This is a genomic window from Veillonella sp. VA142 (assembly GCF_003992135.1).
In the GTDB taxonomy this organism is placed as follows: domain Bacteria; phylum Bacillota; class Negativicutes; order Veillonellales; family Veillonellaceae; genus F0422.
Window position 1 is genome coordinate 26067 of sequence record NZ_RQVN01000007.1, and the last position, 21636, is coordinate 47702.

The window sequence follows — 21636 nt, forward strand, 5'->3', positions numbered from 1 at the left end:
GGGGGATATGAATGAATAAAAACTTGATACCATCATATTTGGCGGCAGAAGACGTTATGGAACTTTTAGATATTAGAAGGTCTAAAGCCTATTCAATTATAAGAAAATTAAATGATGAGCTAGAAACAAAGGGGTTTATGACGATTCCAGGAAGAGTACCAAAGAAATACTTGTTAGAAAGATTTAAGTTGTTAGAATCGTAATTCAATTAAATGCCTTATAAGGTGTGCTTAAAAACAATTTAATGTAAATACTCATAAGAGCCCTCTAAGGGGTCTTATAGAGGGAATAAATAAGGTTAATTTAGATATTGTAGGAGTATAACGTATGAAAAATGAAAAAATTAAAAATGAAAAAAGAGAAATGCAGATGAGCATTAGAAATAATTTAGGCTATATTAGATCATCATTAGGATTTACGAAAACTCAATTTCGTGATGAGTTGGTAGAAAATTATTTTAATGTAGAATACTCAGGCGCATTTCCATCTATTCGCAGTCTTTGGAATTTAGCGGATTTACTAGATGTTAGTATTGATGAAATTATCGGTAGGGAAAAATTCACGCAAGTTTCTTTAGAGAAAATTAAAAAATTAGGCTTAAAACGCTGCTATGAGTATGAAGAGGAAGGAAGATAATGGATAAGAGAGCAATAGAATTGATTCAAGAGAGTAATGACCGTAAATTAAAGTTTAAAGAAACGCTATACATAGTCAAACAACCAAGAGTAGTAGGTGTTGTAGTTGGGTTTATGATTACAATTATGGTATCATGGATGTATCTTGGATGGTTGAATATCGTCACAGCATGTATGATACTTGCAATGCCATTGATTTTGATTAGTATGCTTATGTATCGTGGTGTAATTAGTAAATCTGACGGATTTAAAAAGTTAGGAACTATTGCACAAGATATGGAGAAATATGGTCTTTTAAAATTCCAATGGATTATGCTAAAAAGACTTGGTCAACAAATAAAAGAAGCAACTATTAAGTGGATTATGAAGTATTGGAGGAAGTAGTAATGGCGGTATCCAAAGATAGTAAAACTGGTGTGTGGAGAGCCACTTTTTATTACACAGATTGGAGGGGAGAACGGGTACGTAAACGTAAAAGTGGTTTTAAAACGCAAAAAGAAGCAAAGGCTTGGGAACATCAACAGATTACAGTTATGGAGCATTCTTGTGAGGGTTTAATCAAAGATCTAGCTCCAGTATATTTAGAAGCAAAGCAAAAATCGTTGAAACCATCTACATGTGTGGCTTATGCGTATACGTTTAATCGTTATATTATCCCTTATTTTGGCAATAAAAAAGCAAATGAGATTAAGCCAGTAGATATTCATGAATGGCATCTCTATGAAACTAATAGAGGAGTAACCGCTAATAATTTAAGAGAGCGGCACGTGGTTTTGTCTAGTTTTCTGAATTACTTGGTTCGCTTCTATGGATTAAAATCAAACCCGTGTAATTTATGTGGACCACCACCAGCAAGTACAAAGCGGAAAAATAATTTTTGGACCTATGATCAATATATAAAAGCAATGGAATGGGCAATACCATATGTAAGTGAGGTGAAAAATAATAGGCTTACTAGGTCTTGCTTATTGGTTGTCAATATATTATATTGGACAGGCATGCGAATTGGAGAGGTAATTGCGCTACGATCTAAGGATATAGATGGCAGTATAATTCATGTCACTAGAAATATGATGATGTTCAATAAAAAAATAACTACACCTAAAACTAAGAGTAGTATACGTGACATTTATATATCTCCGACTTTGGAAAGCGAGGTTAAAAAATTTATAGAACAAATCCCTTATCATGATGAAAATGAATTGTTATTTGGTGTAAGCTGGAAAAGTGTATCAAACTTTCTATCAAAAATTTGTAAGAGTGCAGATGTACCAAAAATTCGTGTTCATGACCTAAGACATTCACATGCATCATTTTTGATTGAAAAGAATTATCCAATCATAGCAATTAAGGAGCGATTAGGACATAAAAATATACAAACAACACTAAATATATACGGACATTTATATCCTAATAAAGATAAAGAAATTGCTGATGCACTAGATCAATACATAATAAAAAAATGACCATTTTTTGACCTAAATTTTTGGGTTAAATTTTTTTTAGCAAATAATGTGGATTATATGGATAAAATAACCTAATTTTAAATAACATAAGCCTATAAAAACTAGCTGATATATAAATAATAGTATGTTATAATTTAAGTGTGTATATCGTATAACATACTGAAAGGTAGGTGGTATCGTGTCACTATGGATGATTCTATTGCTACTAGTAATAGCTTTCATCATAGCCATTCTATGTATTCCTATCACATATAGTCTGAAAGTAAGTTCGCGCAAGCCTTATGAATTTGACTTCCGTGTTGAGTGGATGTACCGAGTGTTGAAGGTGCATCTTGCGTATAAGCAAGGCCATTCTTTGTTCAAGGAGGTCTATGTATTAGGGTCTATGAAAGTTGGTTCTGCCCGCGATTACGAGGATTGGTTAAATCGTAGGGTGAAAGAAGAACTAGATCCGTTAGCGACAGACACAAAAGAAGATGTAGAGACAAAAGAAGCACCAGACGAATCAGAACCGTATCCGTTATCGGGATACTCTGGACCAGAGCCTGTGCAATCTGTACGATTTGATGCGAATGGACATGTACTGGAACCAGTAGAATCTACATCACCGCAAGAAGAGACAACAAAGAAAAAAGAAGATACAAAAGACTTACCAACCTATTGGTGGTGGAAACATGTATCAAACCCTAAACTCTATGAAGCATTGTTTAGCGTCAGTAAGCAATGTGCTAGCCATGCTAGTCCTAGAGTATTCCAATTAGAAGGTGATTTTGGAATTCCTAGGCCTTATGAAATGGGGCTTATTACGGCAACAGCCTATGCAGTATGTCCTAAACAAGTGGAACATGTTAATTTCTCCTATACAGAGTTTGCCTATACAGGCAGTTTAACAGTAAAAGGACATATGCAACTAGGTGTATTTGCCTTCTATGGAACTCTATTTATAGTAAAAAAAGCAGTCAGAGAGTGTCTGATGGATAGTGTAAAAGCATTTGTACAGTATCGTCGTCGTAAGCAAAGTGCAAAATAAAGAACTTTCAGAAGTTGAAGAATCATAGGAGGTCATGATGGATACTAAACTTACAAACTTAAAAGACAATTTAGAGCCTTTATTTGAACAATTTAAAGAAATGATTCGTGTGGAGACCGTAGTGGGCGAAGCTGTACAATTAGGCGATACTACGATTGTACCATTCGTGGATGTATCCCTTGGTTTAGGGGGATGCCAAAAAGCTGGCGGTGGCGGAGCGAAAGTAGAGCCAACAGCTGTCCTTGTTATCAAAGGGGAACGCATTGAATTGTTCAATATCAAAGGTTCTGCTAAATATACTGGTTTCGATCGTTTAATCGGTATGGTGCCAGAAATTATCAGCAAATTGAAAAAAGATGAATATGTATATGTAAGTGAAGAACAATAATCTTTCATGTAAATTTCATATACATAGAGTATAGTAAAGAAGTAGGGTCATTTGCTAAATGCATATAACTTTGCTATACTAGATACATAAATGAAACTATTTCTCATAGGGAGGCTTATACATGAACTTAACTAAAAAAATTGCAACATTAGGCGCACTAGCTGTAGTTGGTGCTTTTACAGTATCTAACGCTGCTAATGTAGGCGTAATTAATGAAGAAGCGATTTACACTGGCTATAATGGCTTGGGAGCCATCCAAATGCAAATTGATAAATTGCGTGCAGAATATAGCCCTAAATTAGAAAGCGAATTCAAAAAGTTAAATAACTTCAAAACTGATGCAGAAAAACAAGCATACTTTGATAAAAATATTCGTGGTATTCAAGAAAAATACAATCAAGAAGAAGCGAATATATTAGCTCCATTGGACAAAAAAATAGGTGAAGCAGTCCAAGCTATTATCAAAGAAAAAGATATTGATGTATTAGCTGTGAACCCATCTTCCGTTGGTGTAGTAAAAGATGGTAACCAAGTTATCAATTTAATACCAGATGTAGTTGCACGCATCAACAAATAAGATATAGAAAGCCCCTAGGTTATGTAACCTGGGGGTTATTTTTTTATACATAGTATGGTATTCTTATAGTATAGAATTAAGAGACTAGTGTAGTAGTAAGGGTGGAACGGATATGTTAAAAAGAGTGTTAGTATTGGTTGCGTTACTGATTTCATTAGGAAGTGCTACGTCTTTGGCAGCAAGTAACTTGTATTATATGGGAACTATAGGTGGGATATCATATTATATTGATAAAGATACAGTTCAGAAGTATGGTACGAATGCCTATGTATGGGTAAAGGTAGTTACTAACGAAGGTAGCGAAGTATGGGGGCATATTTTAGTTAGTCGCTATGCTAAGGCTTATACTATTACAGAGCTACGAGGAGATGGCGGAGAGCAAAAATTAGATCCACATGAAGAGTTTCGACCTATGTTACCTAATTCACCAATAGAAAAAATTGTTGATTTAATTTGGTAGGTAGACAATAAAAAGGTGTGAACCCAATGCTAATGACTAGCATGGATTCACACCTTTTTGTATTGGCTTATTTATGAATTAAGTTTACAATGAATTCGCTATCTTCTACGAGTGTAGCTTGGATGTAGTTGTTGCCATCGAAGTGTAGTACTTCGCCTGGTGTTAAGATGTGGGATTCGGTATCGTTAAGGAATACGTGCACTTTACCTTTGACTACAGTGAAAATCACGTTAGCTTCTGGGTGATTGTGTTTTTCCACTTTGTCACCAGCGACGCCGCCCTTTTTTACGATTTTGTAATTAGGACCATCAAAAATTAAACCTAGTTCTTGTTTTACAGTTCCTGCCATAGTAGAACCTCCTATTCTGGGGACTTTCACAGAAGTGAAAGTTAATTACTGCAGCGAATGTGCTGCCCTATATAATGTAAAAAGGGTAAGCTACTTAGCTTTTAGCAATTGTATATACAGGAATATCACCATCAAGATTTACATTAAATGCAAAGTCCGGTGCAACGTGACTTACGAAAGCACTGAACCATGCTTGGAAGGCAGCAGCCATGATGATTGGGTTCACGCCCGCTGTTTTCCAATAGGAAATTTGATTTTGGTGATTTCCGTACCAACTAAAGGTAGTATCAGTTTGCTCGATCACAGTATCGCTTGGGTCACAAGGCATACCATTTACATAATAGTCTTGCATCACAGTGTAAATAGCAGGTGCTGTTTGAGCGCTGAGTTTTTCTTTTGCTTCAGTACCACACATAGCCCCTTGTTTGATGAAAGCTTCTAATACTGCATCGATACCATCGTCGCCGCCACAATCAGTTAAATCTTTGATGAAAGTAGCTTCGCGAACGGAAGAGGTTTGTAATTGGTTGTGTAACCAACCGTGGATGTTGTTATGGTCGATGATGCGGTCCAACTGACGATCTGGAGGAATTGGTTTTCCATATAAATCGATAGCGGTTGCATATAACTCATCAGCTAAATCGTCAAGGCGAGAATGTGCCTCTTTTTTAATCAATTGTTCACGTTCAGCGATAAGCTGAATTTTTTTGTATAACCAAAAATGAATGTGTCCCAGTACTGCTGACATGTTAAGCTCCTTTTCGTGCAACTTCTAATTTAGAAACAAGTTCGTCCACATCAATACCGTGAATTTGAGCGGCTTGCCATAATGGTTCTCCTGTGGAGGAAGGGCAGCCTAGACAACCCATGCCAATGGATTGTAAAGTAGGAATTGTTTGTGGGTACATATCTATAATATCACGAATAATGGAATCTTTTGTAATAGCAATTTCAGATACATTGCGACCTGCGTTTAGTTTTGCCACTAATGCATCGATATCCATGCCGTGAATATTAGCGGCTTGCCATAGAGGTTCCCCTGTGGAAGAAGGACAGCCAAGGCATCCCATCCCCATGGACTGTAAAATTGGAATTAACTCTGGGTATACCTCGACGATATGACGAACGATCGTATCTTTTGTAATCAGTTGACCTGGTGAAAGTGGGGTGGCCCCTTTGTCGTTAGCAGGTGCAGCAGCTTCTGCAAGACCTGCATTGCCTTGTCCTGGTAATTTAACTACTGGTTCTGCAGAGGCTTTCGGAGCGGTTTCTGCAGTATTCACTGTGTCTAATACAGCAGCTCGGAATGCATCGAGACCTATACGGTCAATGAACTGGCCCATACGCTCAATTTGCGCATTTTCTTTGTAGTATGTAATCATACGATCGATAATTGTAAGTACTTCTTCTTCGGTAGCTACTTCTGTGATTAAGTCACCTAACCGTGGATGAGCACCAGCGCTACCACCTGCATAGATTTGCCAACCTTGATCATTGCCGATAACGCCGATATCTTTTGTGATGGCTTCAGAGCAAGAGTTAGGACAACCAGACACACCAATTTTCATTTTAGATGGCATTTCTTTAGAGATGTATTTTCGCTCCAATTGCATGCCTAAGTGTACGCTGTCTTGTTTAGCTCGTTTACAGAATGTCGTGCCAGGGCAGACTTTCACAGAACGAACACGATTGGACACAGTGTGCGCTGGTTCCAGGCCGAGCATAGCCCACGCTTTGTCCACATCTTCTGCGTTTAGGTTCGTAATCATGATGCGTTGAGCACCCGTAATTTTCAAAGTTGCGTGGAATGTGTTTGCCACGTCGATAAATTTTTGTAACATTTGAGGTTGTACGAAACCACCAGGAATCCGAGGGGTAATCGCATAGGTACGTTTTCCGTTTCGGATACGTTGTAAATTGCCTGCCACTTGTGCCATGTGTATCTCCTTATCTTTGGGTGTTTGTTGTAAGTTTTATTATTATAACGTATTAATTACTATATATGACTAGGCGAAAGCCTATGTTATTAGTATACTATAAGAAGTGGTTTTTGTATGTAGCTGAAGCAACGAATTTTATTCACAAACTATACACGGCTTATACACGGAAAATTTTAAGTTACACACAGAATTATCCACACGAAGTGATTAAGTTAAGACAAAAATAAAAGTATATTTAAGGTGTCCTTGGATTACACACAAAGTATACACAAGATAATCACATAGTTATACACATATTAAAGTTTGCTAGATAGATAGCTTAAAGGTTACACACAATATAGACACAAGATAGTCACATGGTTATCCACATAATAGTGTATATTTATCTTGATATATATTATATATTAATCTAGTTGTAAATAAGGGAATTTATGAAAGTATTATATGAAAATGTACAGGTTGCTACCTTTGTAGAGCGGCCTAACCGATTTGTGGTTCATGTGGAGTTACATGGGCAACTAGTAGCAGCCCACTTGCCAAATCCAGGTCGTATGTGGGAGCTCCTCTTTGTAGGGGTAAAGATGTATGTGGTGCATCATCCAAAAGAAGGTGCAAAAACGCAATATCGTGTGATCGGTATTGAACGTGATGGTGTGCCCATCATGTTAGATACTAATTATTGTAATGACATGGCGGAGTACATGATTGAGGAACAACTCATCCCAGGATGGGAAGAGTGGCGTGTGCTACGACGGGAGTATACAGTGGGGCATAGTAGATTTGATTTACTCCTTACCAATGATAAGGAAGAACACTTTTTACTGGAAGTAAAATCCTGTACCTTATTTGGTGATCAAGGAGCGATGTTCCCTGATGCTGTGACAGAGCGTGGCAGAAAACATTTGCTACATTTGCAAGAATTGCAACAAGAGGGATATCGTACGGGGATTCTATTCTTGGTGCAGTGGGAACGAGCACTGTGGTTCTCCCCGGACTTTCACACGGATTTGGAATTTACCAAGACATTTATTGAGGTGGAGCCACAGTTAGACTGGAAGGCTATGGCGTTGCAGTGGACACCAGAGTTTACTAAACCTACAGTAGTGCGTGAGTGCTTGTACAATGATACAGCGGTGCAACGAGAAGCGGAGGACCGAGGGGATTACCTCATGGTCTTACAAGTAGAAGAGCCAGTGACTGTAACCATCGGCAGTAAGGGGGATATGCACTTTGAAGCGGGGTATTATATCTATGTAGGGTCAGCGAAGGCGAATTTAAAAAAGCGTATTGAACGTCATAAACGGAAGCGGAAACAAAAACATTGGCATTTAGATTATTTACGTAGTGTTAGTACCGTTGTGGCAGCTGTACCGATTCGCAGCTCCAGCGATTTAGAATGTGAATTGGCAAAGGCTATGAAGGCCATCAGTACAGATGAGGTAAAAGGATTTGGCTGTAGCGATTGTCATTGTGAGTCCCACCTATTCAAGATGGATGTGAATCCTATCCATGATGAACGCTTTATGATCGATGTGGTGGAACAGTTCCGTATGAATCGATTAAATGAGGCCATGCTAGCGGTGGAATGATAAAATGGTATGAATATTTATGCGATATATACTTTTACAGACAATTAAATTTGGGTATATGGAAACTTTTATGTAAAAAGATAGAAAAAAAGTGCATAAAATGGTATAATAGGTTAGTTATATAATCAGTATTGTAAAATGAGGTGATACAATGGAGGAAAAGGCTTGGAGCCATGGCAAAATTTTGCCGGTCCAAATCGATAAAGAAATGCGCAGCTCTTACATCGATTACGCTATGAGCGTTATCGTTATGCGTGCCCTTCCAGATGTGCGTGATGGGTTGAAACCTGTACACCGTCGTATTCTATATGCGATGCATGAAACAGGCATGACACCGTCGAAACCGTACAAAAAATCGGCTCGTATCGTCGGTGACGTACTTGGTAAATACCATCCACATGGTGATAGCTCTGTGTACGACGCAACGGTACGTTTAGCCCAAGATTTTAATACAAGATATCCGCTTGTGGATGGACATGGTAACTTTGGTTCCATTGACGGCGACTCAGCGGCGGCCATGCGGTATACAGAAGTTCGTATGTCTCGTATCGCTACAGAAATGCTAGCAGATATCGAGAAGAAAACAGTAGACTTTATGCCGAACTATGACGAATCTTTGGAAGAACCAACTGTACTTCCGGCAAAGATTCCGAACTTATTAATCAATGGTTCTGCCGGCATTGCCGTGGGGATGGCGACAAATATTCCGCCACATAACTTAGGAGAAGTGGTAGATGGTCTCGTAATGCTTATCGATGATCCAGAGGTGGATGTGAACCAATTGATGACGGCCATTAAAGGGCCAGACTTCCCGACAGGGGCGTCTATTCTTGGTCGTGAGGGCATAAAAAAAGCCTACGCCACAGGTCGTGGTAGTATTAAAATGCGTGCGAAAGCGCATATTGAGGCTATGACGAAAGGCAAACATCGCATCGTGGTCACAGAAATTCCGTATCAAGTGAATAAAGCGCGCTTAATTGCAACCATTGCTGATTTAAGTCGTGATAAAGTGGTGGACGGCATTACAGCCCTTCGTGATGAAAGTGACCGTCGTGGTCTTCGTATCGTCATCGAATTGCGTGCGGACGTGCAACCAGATATCGTGTTGAATAAACTATATAAACACACACAATTGCAAGATACATTTGGTGTGATTATGTTGGCGCTAGTAAAAGGACATCCAAAAGTATTGACTTTGAAAGAAGTACTAGGTCATTACTTAACGCACCGCCAAGAAGTCATCGTACGCCGTACAGAATTCGACTTGGCAAAAGCAGAAGCTCGTGCTCATGTATTGGAAGGCTTGTTGATTGCTTTAGATCACATTGATGAAGTCATCCACACCATCCGCAGCTCTCAAACCACAGATATTGCTCGCACAGCTTTGATTGAAAAGTTCAACCTTACAGAAATTCAAGCAAATGCTATCTTAGATATGCGCTTAGCTCGTTTAACAGGTTTGGAACGTGAAAAAATCGAAGAAGAACATGCAGCATTATTAGTGTTGATTGCGGATTTGAAAGCAATCCTAGCATCTGATGAGCGTCAACGTGAGATCATCAAAGAAGAGTTAATCGCTATGAAAGAAAAATATGGTGATAAACGTCGTAGTGAAATCACTATCGATACGTCTGACTTTGATGTAGAAGATTTAATTGCTGACGAAGAAATGGTCATCACTTTAACTCGTCAAGGTTATATTAAACGCATGAATGCCAATGTATACCGTAATCAACATAAAGGTGGCGTAGGCGTTGTGGGTATGAAAACGAAAGAAGACGATTATGTGGCACAAATTATGCATGTGCGCACGCATAATACACTATTATTCTTCACATCCACAGGTCGTGCATACCGCTTGAAAGCTTACGAAGTGCCAGAAGCATCTAGCCGTAACTCTCGTGGTACAGCCATCATCAACGTATTGCCTCTTAATGTAGGGGAAACAGTGACGAATATGATCGACTTAGAACGTATTTCTAGCGATGTAAACTTGTTCATGGTTACCAAACAGGGCGTGGTGAAACGTACATCTATCGATGAGTACCGCAACATTCGCCGTGGTGGCTTGAATGCAGTGGCATTGGACGAAGGAGATCAATTGATCTCTGTGGGCTTGACCTATGGCAACCAAGATGTATTGCTAGGTACGAAAAAAGGGATGGCTATTCGTTTCCATGAAGTAGATGTACGTTTAATGAAGCGTGCTGCTCGTGGCGTGAAAGGTATCAACCTAAACGCTGGCGATGAAGTCGTAGGTGCTAGCATCATTCATGGTACTGGCGAAGAATGCCAAGTCTTCACCATCAGTGAAGAAGGGTATGGCAAACGCAATGTAGAAAGCTCCTATACAGTGCAAAAACGTGGTGGTAAAGGAACGAAGAACTTTAAAATCACCGATAAAACAGGTGAAGTAGTAGCCGTAGAAATCGTGAATGACAATGATGAAATGATGCTCATTTCTGAACAAGGTAAGATCATTCGCTTTGATGTGAATGATATTGCTGTGAAGAAAAGTAAAGCTATTTCTGGCGTGAAAACACAAAACTTAGACGAAGGAGATAAAATTGCCTCTGTGGCGGTAATCTCTGGGGAAGAGTTAAAAGAAGACGAAAGCTTATTTTAATATCGGCTTTCTTGCCATTCTTAATTGAGTGGAAGGGAAGAGCACGGTATACCCCTCACAAACGGTATTTCATAATGTTTGTTCGGGGCACACCGTGCTCTTCTTACGCTTGTGGAATTTTATCAAATAAGGGGCCAAGAAAGACCACTTCTACAATGGCGCTTTACCGAGGAGTGGAGATACTGAGGTATTCTATGTTTACCTTTACGATAAGTTATGATACAACATGAGTAGCTAAAACAACAAGTAAGTCTAGCAAAGATTACACTAAAAAAGCACAGGGCGGCAACCCTGTGCTTTTTTTGCAGATAAAAATCACAAAACGTAAATGAGGAAACTTTCCTGGATTGAATTTTATCGATGAATAGCATATAATAGTAATGTTATATCATAAAATCAGAGTATTAGGAGGCGAGTCCTATTTTAGACTTCAAGCGTTTTACCTTAGAAGATAAGCCCCGTATTGATGCGTACTTCGGAGAGCATCATTATGAAGCGTCAGATAATAGTTTTACTACATTGTTTATGTGGCAAGATGCGTATGGCATTACTTGGGCAGAAGAAGAAGGCGTGTTATTTATTAAAGGTGGTGGAGTGACAGAATCTCCGTTTATGTTACCACCGTTTGCTGGAAAAGATGCGAAGTTTGTAGACGGACTAAACATGGCGAAAGCATGGTTTAAAGAGAACCAAATTCCATTTTTACTAAAAGGTGTGAATCCGATCATGATGGAACGGATGCAAAAGTTATGTCCAAACTGTTATGAATTTACGCCAGACCGTGACAACTTTGAATATATTTATCGTACCGAAGATATGATTACCTTGGCCGGTAAAAAATTGCGTCAAAAGAAAAATCATTTAAATCAATTCCGCATGCAATATTCCAACTATGAGTATATGCCTATTGATGAACATACGATTCCACTTTGTCGTGAAGCGGCAGCACAATGGGTGGAAACACATCATGAGGAGGGCATTGAAGATGAGTTAGTTGCTATTAACTTGCTGTTCGATCATTGGGATGCATTAGGCCTTGTAGGTGGGTGTATTAAACTATTCGGACATGTAGAGGCTTTCACCATCGGGGAAATGTTGAATGAACATATGGCGCTTATTCATATTGAAAAAGCAAATCCAACGATCCGTGGCTTATATCAAGCTATCAATAATGAATTTATTCGTCACGAGTTTGCTGATACGAAGTTTATTAACCGTGAAGAGGACATGGGATTACCAGGTCTTCGCACGGCAAAAGAGTCCTATAATCCAGACCATTTTTCTGAAAAATATGATGCTCGTTGCGCAGGTCATGTGAGTTGTGATGAACACAAATAAATGAGTATGTATATATTCCTAGAAATCATATACTAGATTTCTAGGAATTTTTTTGCATTACATGATGAAAAATATTTTAACAGTTAATCCTATTAATTATAATTAATAAAGACAATCAATTAAATACTTTTGTATTCTGTATTAAAGTATAATGTAGAAATCAATTTTATGCATATATTATGAGAAAAAGTCATATGCAAAAATTATTTTAATAGTGTATACTATAAATATATTATTGATATATATTATTATATTGGAGGTTTGTTATGAATAAGAAAGTGTTAGCTTCTTTATTTGCTGTGGGTATTGCAGCAACAGGTTTTGTGTATTCCTCTGTTGATGCGCACGGTGTGTTCTTTGCGAATCGTACTGATGACAAAGTGCTTGTTCTTGGCGAAGGTGCTACAGATAATGCCTATAAAGCAGAGATGGTGAAAGATATTACAGGATATACTGTAGATGGAAAACAAGTTCCTGTAGAAATTGTGAAACATGAAAAAAATATTTCTATCGTGCCACCAGCTAATTTAGGGGTTACTGTGACTAATTTTGATTATGGGTATTGGACAAAAGATAAAGATGGTAAAACTGTTCACAAACCAATCACAGAAGTACCAGGTGCTATAAAAAGTACACATGCGATTAAATACGATGTACATTACTGGGATGCACAAGCAAAACCTTTCTATAATGACAAAGCATTTATTCAAATCGTACCTTCCGTTAACCCATTAACATTGCGTAAAGGCGATAAATATGATATCCAAGTTTACAAAGATGGGATGCCATATGCCAATGCACCATTACTTCGAGACTTAGTAAATGATCTGACTGCAGTCACTTCAGCTGATGCAAACGGTAAAGCTACCGTTGAGGTTACCGCAGATGGCCTTAACGTAGTAGGCGTAGAAGTAGCATTCCCAACACAAAATAAAGGGGAACAAAATAAATACTTCAGTGCATTATCTTTCTTAATCTCTCCTGAAGAATAATAAAATCACGTTACGAATCGCATTCGTATAACTGAGAAAAGACCTTTTAGTATTACTAAGAGGTCTTTTTGCTGTGTGTTTTAGGTGCTAGTAGAGACATATCTTTTTTTATATAATATATATACCTGTTATATAAATAATATATATAAAGGAGGATATATGACTTATTTTTGGGAAGGACTACTAATCGGTTTTGCTGTGTTGGCACCCATAGGCATGCAGAATCTATTTATCATTAATACAGCATTGGTACAAAAGATATCACGCATCATTACGACTATTCTAATCGTAGCATTTTTTGACCTTACTTTGAGTGTGACAGCCTTTTATGGCATTGGTGCCATCTTTGATATATGGCCATTTTTGAAAGGAATTGTTTTATTGCTAGGTGGGGTGGTTATCTTTTACATGGGCTACACCGTCTTTAATTCGGAACCGAACGTATCTCATGTGGATACGAATGTAACCATCTGGAGCATTGTGACCACTGCCTTTGCAGTAGCGTGGCTAAATCCACAGGCGCTCATCGATGTGACGATGATGTTTGGTGCTGTGAAAGCCAGCATTCCAGAAGAGTCATCCATCTACTTTTTGTTGGGATATATCGTATCTGCCTTTGTTTGGTTTGGATCCTTATCGATGATGATCCATACATTAGCAAAACGCATTAAAATCTCGCAGCTTGTTTGGATTAATCGCATCTGTGGATTGATCCTATTTGGCTATGGCGCTAAACTATTTTTAGATGGTGCCTTATTGTATATATAATTTATGAATTACCATTGCATCCTTTGATAAGGCATTGTAATATAATAACTAATTGGGGTATGCGTTTGCGGATGCATACTTGAAAGAGCCGGCTACGCTAGCTCTTTTTCTATGCCAGTAAACTTTCACAAAAGAAGTGTATAGAGGGTCTAGCAGTAGGCCCTTCTTTTTTATATAATAATACCATAAAGTATTCGAACTATTTTCTATGTACCATAGCGATGGAAGAGGGATTATTTTGAAATTTAGAATTGCCAAAGAATCAGATACAAAAGAAGTAAAACGTTTGTGGGCCTATTGTTTTGAACCAGAGGATCATCCATTTTTTAAATATTATTTTGATACGGCCTATGAACCAGATAATACGATGGTGGGCATTGATCGTAGTTATTTGGTGAGTACTGTTCATTTACGACAAAATACCATTCGTGTTCGCGGAGTGGACCTTCCTGTGTCTTATATGGTAGGGGTTGCCACAGACCCGATTGTACGACGTAGCGGGGTCGGTAAAAAATTATTAAAAGCAGCCTTAGGGGAATTGAAAGAACGTGGACAAGGCTTAACGATTCTAATGCCATCTTCTGCAGGGTTTTATCAAAACTATGGCTGGGATTTGTATGCCCATCAATGGGTACAAACCATGAAATTGGATAAGTTAGCGCCCTTATTAAAGAAACTAGACAAAACCTTATCCTTTGGCATGTTGCGCTCCCCACGTGAATGGAAACGCTTAGCAGGAGTCTATGAAACGTATACAAAACCATTGTCCGGCTATGCGGTACGAAAAGAAAAAGAATGGGTTCGTCTGTTGGAATCTATTTTTGCAGAAGGCGTGCAAGTTGGATATGTGAGAAATGATTCTGGACAACTAGAAGGCTATTGTTTTTATCGCTTGGGAGAGCCTGAGATTGCGGTGAGCGAGTTTGTGTATACCACTCGCCGTGCCCAAAAAGCATTGCTAAACTTCTTGTACAACCATCGTTCCCAAGGTGAAAGCGTACGTTGGAACGAAGGCATGATTGACCAAGGCTATATTTTTCACACAGATGGAAAAACGGGGCACAGCACGATGCCATTTATGATGAGTCGCATTGTAGATGTGAAACTCGCTATGGAAAGCATTCCCGTACCCGTGGCATTAGAAGGAGCCATCCAATTTGGTGTGAAAGACCCATTATGTGAGTGGAACCACGGCACCTATGTAGTGTCCTATAAAGAAGGTAAAGCCCAAGTAGTGAAACATAAAGAGTATGTAGATATCAATGCAAAATTGGTGTTCTCAGTAGGGGCCTTGAGCTTACTACTTATGGGTCGCATGAGCGCAACAGAACTCGCCTTTGAAGAAACACTAGAAGGACCCGATGATATATTAGAAGTGTTAAATCGGGCCTACCCAAGACAAAATACGTATATCAATGAATGGTGGTAAGATACTTTGTTACGTTGATACAATTACCATAAGATAAGAAAGAACGCTATGCATTTCTTGACAAACCATGAGAATACTCATGCTTGTTATAGGATGCGTAGAGTTCTTTTTATTTTTTCTATTGATCTTATGCATAAGAGCTGGTAGAGTGATCTTATATACATGTATATAGGAGATAGAGATGAGTGCGATAAATTTTACTAAATCATTACAGCATAGTGGACCAGAGTTTGTATCGAATAATGCAGAAGAAGGTCGGAAGGTAATTTCCGCTATAGAGAGCGAGTTAAAACGATGTGAATCTTTTTTTATCAGTGTAGCCTTTATTACAGCAGGTGGATTAAGTCCATTATTAATGACGTTAAAAGAGTTGGAAGCAAAACATATTCCGGGTCGTATTTTGACAACAAATTTTTTGATGTTTAATGATCCTAAAATACTAGACAAGTTAAGTCAGTTTAGTAATATTGAGCTCCGCATATTTGATGCACAAGGGTCAGATATAGGCTTTCATACAAAAGGATATGGATTCCATTTGGAAGATGAGTTTACTATTATCATGGGCAGTTCTAATATGACACTCCATGCATTGACGAGAAATAAAGAGTGGAATGTGCATTATAGTTCTCATAAGCAAGGATCTTTTGTAACATCGGTCTTAGAAGAATTTGAGAGTTTGTGGGCAGCAGATGAGACAAAGACTTATGTAGAATATATTGATACGTATAGAATGTTATATAAACAGTGTAATGATTCTACTAAGAAACAATTACCAGCAGTGGCAGATGCTAGCGTAACTGAATATAATCAAGTCCCAAAAGTATTACAGCCGAATAGCATGCAGGCCTATGTGATTGAAAAGTTTACAGAGTTGTATCAATCAGGTGCTAATAAAGGGCTGTTGATTTCTGCTACAGGAACAGGTAAGACATATGCATCAGCCTTTGCTGTCAGTAGTGTAAAGCCAAAGCGAGTATTATTTTTAGTGCATCGTGAACAGGTGGCTCGACAAGCAATGGAATCGTATCAACGGGTGATTGGTGATGCCGTAACATATGGTGTGTTATCGGGTACAGCAAAAGGGTTTTCAGAAACCTATTTATTTGCGACTATGCAGATGATGTCGAAGCCAGAGTGTTATGAGCGATTTTCTCCCACAGATTTTGACATCATCGTCATAGATGAGGCACATCGGGCGGGATCTGAAAGTTACCACCGAATTATGAAATACTTTACACCTAAATTTTGGTTTGCCATGACAGCTAGTCCAGAGCGTACCGATGATTTTGATATTTATAAATTATTTGATTACAATATTATTCATGAAATACGATTACAACATGCACTAGAATCAGATTTACTATGTCCATTCCACTATTTTGGTATTGGGCAATTGTCGGATGGAGTGGCTACCTATGAAGGAGATGATGCGCAGAGTATTTTTGCCAATGAATGGGATTACCAAACAAGAGCTAGAGTTATCCTAGAGCAATGTCATTATTATGGATATTCTGGAGAGCGAGTAAAAGGCTTAGTATTTTGTCATAATATTGAAGAAGCACAAGAACTATCTATGGCTTTTAATCAACTAGGGATGCGTACTCTTAGTTTAAGTGGTGCAAACTCACAAGAAAGTCGTGAAGCGGCGATTCAAAGATTATCAGGACCGGACGCTAATGATGCATTAGACTATATTATGACCGTAGATATTTTTAACGAAGGTATCGATATTCCAGAAGTGAATCAAGTAGTTATGGTCCGTGGTACAGAGAGTCCTATCGTATTTGTACAACAATTAGGTCGGGGATTGCGACGTCACAATAGTAAGGACTATGTAGTTGTTCTTGATTTTATTGGAAACTTTAATAATAACTTTATGATTCCTGTAGCTCTTTCTGGTGACGTAAGCCATAATAAAGATAGTTTACGCTATTATGTGCAAGAAGGAACACGGGTGATCCCAGGTGCATCTACCATCCATTTTGATGCGATTGCTCAAGAGCGTATTTTTAAATCTATCGACACAGCTAAGTTTACGCAGATTAAACATATTCGACAAGCCTACAAAAATTTAAAATACAAATTAGGGCGCATACCCAAATTGATAGATTTTGAAAACTATGGAAGTATTGATATTTCTTTGATCTTTAGTAGTAATGCAAAAACATATTATAAGTTTTTGGTAGACTATGAAAAAGACTACACCCATAGACTTTCGGCAATAGAAGCTAAAATATTAGAGTATATGGGGCAGTACATGGTACTTGGCAAACGGGTGCATGAACTCTATGTATTGGAAGGATTATTGAAGGGTGAAGCTAATCCATTAGCGTATATGAAACATCAGTTATTAAGATTAGGCATTCCTTGTACAATCCATACGGAAAAAAATATTATCAATTTATTTACAGGCCAGTTTAAAACAGGTTCCGCTAAAGCTAGCTTCAAGGATGCCGTGTTGTGTGATGAAGTACCAGGGGGATTACAAATATCAATAGTATTCCGTGAAGCTCTACAAAAAGAAGGGTTCCGTGATATGGTTGAAGACTATGTGAAAGTAGGGTTTCAAAGAAATCAAAAATATTATAGTCAAAGATATGAGGAAGCTTCTTTTACACTGTATCAAAAATATACGTACGAAGATGTATGTCAGTTAATGGAGTGGGAAACGAGTATAGTACCATTAAATATAGGTGGTTATAAATATGATGAGGCCACCAAAACATATCCGGTATTTATCAATTATGATAAGGGCGAAGATATTGCAGATACTATTAGATATGAAGATAAATTATTATCTCCACAACAATTAATTGCTATTTCTAAAAGTGGTGTGGACCTTAGTAATAATTTGGTACAAAAAGCCTTACATGCAAAAGAAGAAGGCATTACTATGCATTTATTTATTCGGAAAAATAAAAATGATGAAGATGGGGCAAAAGAGTTTTATTATTTAGGCCACATTCATGCAACGGGAGAAACAGAAGTGTTTACCATGCCGGGGACAACGAAAAAAGCTGTCCGTATTATGTATGATTTAGAAACTCCGATACGTGAAGATTTGTATGATTATTTTGTGAATCATTAAAGGAGAAAAGATGAAAACGATAGAAGTAGTAGCAGCAGTTATTATGAGAGATAAACAAGTATTAGCTACACAAAGAGGTTATGGAGATTTGCAAGGACGTTGGGAATTTCCAGGAGGTAAAATTGAGTTTGGAGAAGATTATAAAGCAGCTTTATCTCGTGAAATACAAGAAGAATTAGATGTGCAGATTACAGTAGGAGATTTTTTAACAACGGTAGAGTATGACTATCCTAACTTCCATCTTATTATGCATGCCTATCAATGTGAATTATTAGGAGGCTTTCATTTACAAGAACATAGTGCAGCTTGTTGGTTAAACTTAGAAACCTTGTATGATGTAGATTGGTTAGAAGCTGATTTGCCTATCGTGGAATGTGTGAAAAGTTTAATTGTTTAGGCAGGACGTATAGAGATACAAATGATATACTAGTAATTAAATATGACAAGATTAGAATAGTATATGATTCACAATGAAAGAGGAGAGACCATGAAAAAATTAACCACATCTATTTTACTAGCACTATTCAGTGCTACCATCTTCACGCCAACGCATGTAGAAGCCAGTTGGTTATCTAAGTCATGGAAAAAACTAGAAAAGGTTTGGAATGAAACTGCAGAACGAAATAAGGCGTCTAGGGAAGGCTCTACGGATACAAGTGGTACATCTTCCAGTACGATTCGTTTACCACAACGCTATGATTATCCAAGTAGTTATAGAGGTGGACAATTAATAGGGTACAATATGGATAGCATTGAATATCAAGTGTTAGGGGTTCCTATGGGAGCTACTTTCAGACAAGTAAGAAATAGTCTTGGTGAACCTACTGAAATTAATCGTGGTATGAGATATGGCGGGGTAAGATTTTCTATGTCGTTTACAAAAGGCGACTACGATGATGATAATGTAGTAGATTATATTGAGATTACTAATAGGGATGCTACGACTCATCGTGGGATTACAGTAGGTGACACGCTACAACAGGTGTACAATGCCTATGGTCGACCAACATATATTTTTGATAATAATGCATGGTTTTATGGTGCGTTCAAGTGGAACTCAGATTATATTTTCGGTATTTACTTTGACAATGATGGTGAAAGGGTAACAAAAATTCATCTGCATTCTCATTAATATATATTTCCAAGTGAGAGGTCTCTTTATGAAAAAACTAACCACATCTATTTTATTAGCACTATTTAGTGCGACCCTCTTTACACCAACTCACGTAGAAGCTAGTTGGTTGTCTAACACGTGGAAAAAGATTGAAAAATCTTGGAATGAAGCGGGGAAACAAAGTAGTTCCACTGGAACGAGTGGAGCATCTACGAGTGCGATTCGATTACCACAACGATCGGAGTATCCAAGTAACTTTGGACTTCATCAAGTTGTAGGTCATTCATTAGATTCGATTGAATATCAGGTGCTTGGAGTTCCTATGGGAGCTACCTTTGGACAAGTTAAAGCGAGCTTGGGGGAACCAACCTCTCCAGGACATGGATTAGTGTATGGAGGAGTAAGATTTACTCAGGCATTTACAAAGGGCGATAGTAAAGATTCATATATTGTAGATTACATGGAAATTACTAATCGGGATGCTGTTACTCATAGAGGTATTGGTGTTGGTGATACGTTGGAAAAAGTATATGAGGTGTATGGAAGACCAACACATATTTTTACGACGAACACATGGTTCTATGGCGGATTTATGTGGAACTCAGATTTTATTACGGGAATCTCTTTTGAAAACGATGGAGAAAGAGTAACTAAGATAAAGATAGAGGCACATTAATTCTAGGCGCCAGAACTATTCCTAACTACAAAATAAAATGAATTTGACAATTAAGCAAGATAAACTCTATATTTATTACATCATAAATTAGTCTAGTAATAACTTAGGAGCTTCCAACATGATCAAAACTCAAACATCCCTCTCATCCTCCTCTCTCCGCCGAGCTACCCTCGATGAAAACAACTCTACAACTATTACCTATGAATACTCTCCACTCCTAGAAGACTTCCCCCTCACTCACGGTGTCACCTACCGTTATGGTGGTGTCAGCGAAGGTAGCTTTGACAGTTTCAATATGGGGTTGCATGTTGGTGATACTCCAGAAGCGGTGGCGAAGAATCGTAAATGTTTAGCGCAGGTGCTAGGGGTGGATCCTAACCATTTGACTTGCGGAGAGCAAGTGCATGGTGTAGGTGTGACGAGAGTAACACAAGAGCTTGTTGGTCGAGGGGCTTTTAGTTGGGATGATAGCATCCCGGACAGCGATGCGATTCATACGAATTTGGTGGAGGTTCCTCTTTTGTTGCTTGTGGCGGACTGTGTGCCTGTCCTTATCTATGATGCGGCGCATCATGCAGTGGCGGTTGTCCATGCTGGTTGGCGTGGTGCTATTGCGCACATTGTGGAACGTACTATGGATAGCATGCACGAGGCATATGGAACGTTGCTAGAAGATTGCTACCTCTTCATCGGTCCTTCCATTGGGGCGGACTCCTTCGAGGTGAGTGAAGAAATTACAGAACAGTTCCGACAAGACATGCATGCCTTGGGACTTTCACAGGTGGATGAGGTAGTGCGTTATATCCAACGAGTGGGGCAGCCAACACCTACACCGCATGTAGATTTGAAAGGATACATTGCAGCCTGTGTGGTGCAGAAGGGTGTACCATTAAAGCAAGTGGCGGTATCATCAACGGACACGATGACCACGGATGGATGTTACTCGTACCGGCGAGATCAAGGACGGACGGGTCGAATGGCTATGTTTGCTGTCCTACGAGAGCAAGTCTAGAACATAGATGTCTTAGACTTGTTTCTCTTAAGGGAGGGTGCTTCCACAGGACACCCGTAAACTCACATAGGATGACGGTACATAATAGGGGAGAATATCCTTTCATCCATGCGTGAAATACTTAACAAATATATAAATTAGATAACTAAGAATAAGAAA

The 21636-nt window shown here is 38.5% G+C and carries 22 protein-coding genes; 19 read left to right on the top strand and 3 right to left on the bottom strand.

Going from position 1 to position 21636, the window contains the following annotated elements:
* The first annotated feature begins 11 nt into the window (after positions 1 to 11).
* From EO117_RS04255 to EO117_RS04290, 8 genes are all read left to right on the top strand, one after another.
* Complete coding sequence (locus EO117_RS04255; protein ID WP_126939265.1) at positions 12 to 203, top strand: transcriptional regulator; 192 nt, start codon at positions 12 to 14, stop codon at positions 201 to 203.
* A 124-nt stretch (positions 204 to 327) separates the two neighbouring features.
* Positions 328 to 636 carry a hypothetical protein gene (locus EO117_RS04260; protein ID WP_126939266.1) on the top strand — a complete coding sequence of 103 codons (309 nt, stop codon included), beginning with the start codon at positions 328 to 330 and terminating at the stop codon, positions 634 to 636.
* Complete coding sequence (locus tag EO117_RS04265) at positions 636 to 1019, top strand: hypothetical protein (RefSeq protein ID WP_126939267.1); 384 nt, start codon at positions 636 to 638, stop codon at positions 1017 to 1019. The genes EO117_RS04260 and EO117_RS04265 overlap by 1 nt, the downstream gene beginning before the upstream one ends.
* 2 nt (positions 1020 to 1021) lie before the next feature.
* Positions 1022 to 2101, top strand: coding sequence for a site-specific integrase (locus EO117_RS04270; protein WP_164727488.1), 1080 nt, complete (start codon positions 1022 to 1024; stop codon positions 2099 to 2101).
* A gap of 178 nt (positions 2102 to 2279) precedes the next feature.
* Complete coding sequence (locus EO117_RS04275; protein WP_126939269.1) at positions 2280 to 3131, top strand: hypothetical protein; 852 nt, start codon at positions 2280 to 2282, stop codon at positions 3129 to 3131.
* 37 nt (positions 3132 to 3168) lie between these two features.
* Positions 3169 to 3519: a GerW family sporulation protein gene (locus EO117_RS04280; protein ID WP_126939270.1), complete on the top strand. Its 351-nt coding sequence runs from the start codon at positions 3169 to 3171 to the stop codon at positions 3517 to 3519.
* A gap of 121 nt (positions 3520 to 3640) precedes the next feature.
* Entirely contained in the window at positions 3641 to 4096 is a 456-nt protein-coding gene (locus EO117_RS04285) for an OmpH family outer membrane protein (RefSeq protein ID WP_126939271.1), read from the top strand.
* A gap of 112 nt (positions 4097 to 4208) precedes the next feature.
* Entirely contained in the window at positions 4209 to 4556 is a 348-nt protein-coding gene (locus tag EO117_RS04290; RefSeq protein ID WP_126939272.1) for a hypothetical protein, read from the top strand.
* A gap of 67 nt (positions 4557 to 4623) precedes the next feature.
* Here EO117_RS04290 and EO117_RS04295 read toward each other — a convergent pair whose 3' ends face one another.
* The 3 genes from EO117_RS04295 to EO117_RS04305 all read right to left on the bottom strand — a co-directional run bounded on the left by EO117_RS04295 (position 4624) and on the right by EO117_RS04305 (position 6842).
* Complete coding sequence (locus EO117_RS04295; protein ID WP_126939273.1) at positions 4624 to 4905, bottom strand: cupin domain-containing protein; 282 nt, start codon at positions 4903 to 4905, stop codon at positions 4624 to 4626.
* Between the two features lie 94 nt (positions 4906 to 4999).
* Positions 5000 to 5653 (bottom strand): hypothetical protein, encoded by a 654-nt coding sequence (locus tag EO117_RS04300; RefSeq protein WP_126939274.1) that lies wholly within the window; start codon positions 5651 to 5653, stop codon positions 5000 to 5002.
* Position 5654: 1 nt separating this feature from the next.
* Positions 5655 to 6842, bottom strand: coding sequence for a DUF1858 domain-containing protein (locus EO117_RS04305; protein ID WP_126939275.1), 1188 nt, complete (start codon positions 6840 to 6842; stop codon positions 5655 to 5657).
* Positions 6843 to 7276: 434 nt separating this feature from the next.
* On the opposite strand from EO117_RS04305, the gene sfsA reads away from it, so the two are divergent.
* The 11 genes from sfsA (at position 7277) to pgeF (ending at position 21477) form a co-directional block, all read left to right on the top strand.
* Positions 7277 to 8434 (top strand): DNA/RNA nuclease SfsA, encoded by a 1158-nt coding sequence (sfsA, locus tag EO117_RS04310; protein WP_126939276.1) that lies wholly within the window; start codon positions 7277 to 7279, stop codon positions 8432 to 8434.
* Between the two features lie 151 nt (positions 8435 to 8585).
* Positions 8586 to 11060, top strand: coding sequence for a DNA gyrase subunit A (gene gyrA, locus EO117_RS04315; protein ID WP_126939277.1), 2475 nt, complete (start codon positions 8586 to 8588; stop codon positions 11058 to 11060).
* Between the two features lie 420 nt (positions 11061 to 11480).
* On the top strand, positions 11481 to 12398 hold the full coding sequence (locus EO117_RS04320) for a DUF2156 domain-containing protein (protein ID WP_126939278.1): 918 nt from the start codon (positions 11481 to 11483) through the stop codon (positions 12396 to 12398).
* 266 nt (positions 12399 to 12664) lie between these two features.
* A complete protein-coding gene (locus EO117_RS04325) occupies positions 12665 to 13390 on the top strand; it encodes a DUF4198 domain-containing protein (RefSeq protein ID WP_126939279.1) in 726 nt (241 codons plus the stop codon).
* A 159-nt stretch (positions 13391 to 13549) separates the two neighbouring features.
* Positions 13550 to 14158, top strand: coding sequence for a LysE/ArgO family amino acid transporter (locus EO117_RS04330; protein WP_126939280.1), 609 nt, complete (start codon positions 13550 to 13552; stop codon positions 14156 to 14158).
* A gap of 238 nt (positions 14159 to 14396) precedes the next feature.
* On the top strand, positions 14397 to 15587 hold the full coding sequence (gene eis, locus EO117_RS04335; protein WP_126939281.1) for an enhanced intracellular survival protein Eis: 1191 nt from the start codon (positions 14397 to 14399) through the stop codon (positions 15585 to 15587).
* A gap of 181 nt (positions 15588 to 15768) precedes the next feature.
* Positions 15769 to 18675 carry a DUF3427 domain-containing protein gene (locus EO117_RS04340; protein WP_126939282.1) on the top strand — a complete coding sequence of 969 codons (2907 nt, stop codon included), beginning with the start codon at positions 15769 to 15771 and terminating at the stop codon, positions 18673 to 18675.
* A gap of 10 nt (positions 18676 to 18685) precedes the next feature.
* Positions 18686 to 19072, top strand: coding sequence for a (deoxy)nucleoside triphosphate pyrophosphohydrolase (locus EO117_RS04345; protein WP_126939283.1), 387 nt, complete (start codon positions 18686 to 18688; stop codon positions 19070 to 19072).
* A 90-nt stretch (positions 19073 to 19162) separates the two neighbouring features.
* Positions 19163 to 19807, top strand: a complete 645-nt coding sequence (locus tag EO117_RS04350) for a TonB-dependent receptor (protein WP_126939284.1) — start codon at positions 19163 to 19165, stop codon at positions 19805 to 19807.
* A gap of 28 nt (positions 19808 to 19835) precedes the next feature.
* Entirely contained in the window at positions 19836 to 20465 is a 630-nt protein-coding gene (locus EO117_RS04355) for a TonB-dependent receptor (RefSeq protein ID WP_126939285.1), read from the top strand.
* 118 nt (positions 20466 to 20583) lie between these two features.
* The gene (gene pgeF, locus EO117_RS04360) at positions 20584 to 21477 is read left to right on the top strand and encodes a peptidoglycan editing factor PgeF (RefSeq protein ID WP_126939286.1); all 894 of its coding nucleotides are present in this window, start codon (positions 20584 to 20586) and stop codon (positions 21475 to 21477) included.
* Positions 21478 to 21636: the final 159 nt, after the last annotated feature.

Excerpts from the sequence above, each read along its gene's own strand:
- EO117_RS04270 (WP_164727488.1), top strand. The coding sequence starts at position 1,022 with ATGGCGGTATCCAAAGATAGTAAAACTGGTGTGTGGAGAGCCACTTTT.
- EO117_RS04260 (WP_126939266.1), top strand. The coding sequence starts at position 328 with ATGAAAAATGAAAAAATTAAAAATGAAAAAAGAGAAATGCAGATGAGC.
- EO117_RS04350 (WP_126939284.1), top strand. The coding sequence starts at position 19,163 with ATGAAAAAATTAACCACATCTATTTTACTAGCACTATTCAGTGCTACC.
- EO117_RS04285 (WP_126939271.1), top strand. The coding sequence starts at position 3,641 with ATGAACTTAACTAAAAAAATTGCAACATTAGGCGCACTAGCTGTAGTT.
- gyrA (WP_126939277.1), top strand. The coding sequence starts at position 8,586 with ATGGAGGAAAAGGCTTGGAGCCATGGCAAAATTTTGCCGGTCCAAATC.
- sfsA (WP_126939276.1), top strand. The coding sequence starts at position 7,277 with ATGAAAGTATTATATGAAAATGTACAGGTTGCTACCTTTGTAGAGCGG.
- EO117_RS04325 (WP_126939279.1), top strand. The coding sequence starts at position 12,665 with ATGAATAAGAAAGTGTTAGCTTCTTTATTTGCTGTGGGTATTGCAGCA.
- EO117_RS04345 (WP_126939283.1), top strand. The coding sequence starts at position 18,686 with ATGAAAACGATAGAAGTAGTAGCAGCAGTTATTATGAGAGATAAACAA.
- EO117_RS04300 (WP_126939274.1), bottom strand. The coding sequence starts at position 5,653 with ATGTCAGCAGTACTGGGACACATTCATTTTTGGTTATACAAAAAAATT.
- EO117_RS04330 (WP_126939280.1), top strand. The coding sequence starts at position 13,550 with ATGACTTATTTTTGGGAAGGACTACTAATCGGTTTTGCTGTGTTGGCA.
- EO117_RS04355 (WP_126939285.1), top strand. The coding sequence starts at position 19,836 with ATGAAAAAACTAACCACATCTATTTTATTAGCACTATTTAGTGCGACC.
- EO117_RS04255 (WP_126939265.1), top strand. The coding sequence starts at position 12 with ATGAATAAAAACTTGATACCATCATATTTGGCGGCAGAAGACGTTATG.
- EO117_RS04280 (WP_126939270.1), top strand. The coding sequence starts at position 3,169 with ATGGATACTAAACTTACAAACTTAAAAGACAATTTAGAGCCTTTATTT.
- EO117_RS04305 (WP_126939275.1), bottom strand. The coding sequence starts at position 6,842 with ATGGCACAAGTGGCAGGCAATTTACAACGTATCCGAAACGGAAAACGT.
- EO117_RS04290 (WP_126939272.1), top strand. The coding sequence starts at position 4,209 with ATGTTAAAAAGAGTGTTAGTATTGGTTGCGTTACTGATTTCATTAGGA.
- EO117_RS04340 (WP_126939282.1), top strand. The coding sequence starts at position 15,769 with ATGAGTGCGATAAATTTTACTAAATCATTACAGCATAGTGGACCAGAG.
- pgeF (WP_126939286.1), top strand. The coding sequence starts at position 20,584 with ATGATCAAAACTCAAACATCCCTCTCATCCTCCTCTCTCCGCCGAGCT.
- EO117_RS04265 (WP_126939267.1), top strand. The coding sequence starts at position 636 with ATGGATAAGAGAGCAATAGAATTGATTCAAGAGAGTAATGACCGTAAA.
- EO117_RS04295 (WP_126939273.1), bottom strand. The coding sequence starts at position 4,905 with ATGGCAGGAACTGTAAAACAAGAACTAGGTTTAATTTTTGATGGTCCT.